1 protein-coding gene is annotated in these 1554 nt (G+C 71.8%); it reads left to right on the top strand.

The features are described from left to right. Positions 1-94 precede the first annotated feature (94 nt). Positions 95-1554: ThuA domain-containing protein (locus PYR91_RS36275; RefSeq protein WP_279787544.1), on the top strand; the 1460-nt coding region annotated here is incomplete at its 3' end.

The raw sequence follows: 1554 nt of genomic DNA, 5'->3' as shown, positions 1-1554 counted from the left end.
CCCCCCCCCCCCCCCCCCCCCCCCCCCCCCCCCCCCCCCCCCCCCCCCCCCCCCCCCCCCCCCCCCCCCCCCCCCACGACCGGAAGGACATCCCATGCTGCGACAACCGGCACGCGACGTGCCCGCGCACCCCACCGAGCGTGCCCCGAGGACCTCCATGCTGCGACGCCTGGCGATCGCCGCCGTGGCGCTCGCCACCGTGAGCACCGCGATGGTCACCGCCGTCCCCGCGCAGGCGGCGGCCTTCAAGGTGCTCGTGTTCTCCAAGACCGCCGGGTTCCGGCACGACTCCATCCCCGCCGGCGTCCAGGCCATCCGCGAGCTGGGCACCGCGAACGACTTCACCGTGGACACCAGCGAGGACGCCGGCGTGTTCACCACCGGCAACCTCGCCCAGTACAAGGCCGTGGTGTTCCTCAGCACCACCGGCGACGTGCTGAACAGCAGCCAGCAGACGGCCTTCCAGTCCTTCGTCGACGGCGGGGGCGGCTACGTGGGCGTGCACGCCGCCGCCGACACCGAGTACGACTGGCCCTACTACGGCCAGCTGGTGGGCGCCTGGTTCGCCAGCCACCCCGCCATCCAGCAGGCCACCGTGCGCACCGAGGACCGCGCGCACGCCGCCACCTCCCATCTCAGCCCGAGCTGGACGCGCACCGACGAGTGGTACAACTACCGCACCAACCCCCGCTCGACCACACGCGTGCTGCAGAACCTGAACGAGTCCAGCTACTCCGGCGGCACGATGGGCGACCACCCCATCACCTGGTGCCACCCGCAGGCGTCCGGCCGGTCGTTCTACACCGGGCTCGGCCACACCCAGGCGTCCTTCACCGACGCGGCCTTCCGCACCCTGCTGCTGGGCGGCATCCGCTACGCCGCCGGAGTCGCCAAGGCCGACTGCCGCCCGGAGAACGGATACACCAGCCTCTACAACGGCTCCACCAGCGGCTGGTCGCAGGCCGGCCCCGGGTCGTTCACCAACAGCGACGGCACGCTGAGCTCCCAGGGCGGCATGGGCATGCTCTGGTACAGCGCCAAGGAGTACCGCTCCTACTCCCTCAAGCTCGACTGGAGGATGACCGGCGACTCCAACTCCGGAGTGATCGTCGGGTTCCCCGCCAACAGCAGCCCCGACGCGGCCCTCGCCAGCGGCTACGAGGTCCAGATCGACGCCACCGACACCCCGGACAAGACCACCGGCGCCGTCTACGGGGTCAAGTCCGCCGACATCACCGCCCGCGACGCGGCGCTCAACCCGCCGGGTCAGTGGAACACCTACGAGCTGCTGGTCGAAGGGGAGCGGCTGCAGGTGTTCCTGAACGGCACCAAGATCAACGACTTCACCAACGCCGACCCGGCCCGCTCCCTGCAGCAGGGCTACATCGGCATCCAGAACCACGGAGGCAACGACGTGGTGTCCTTCCGCAACATCCGCGTCAAGGAGCTGGGCGGCCCGGACCCCTCTCCTTCGCCCACGCCCTCCCCCGGCACCACCAGCGCGCTGCGCGGTGTGGGGTCGGGCCGGTGCCTGGACGTCAACGGCGCCTCGCA

The sequence above is a fragment of the Sphaerisporangium sp. TRM90804 genome (assembly GCF_029846175.1).
Classification (GTDB): Bacteria; Actinomycetota; Actinomycetes; order Streptosporangiales; family Streptosporangiaceae; genus Sphaerisporangium.
Note: the sequence above shows the minus strand (reverse complement) of the source record. Positions and strands in the feature narration are given on the sequence as shown.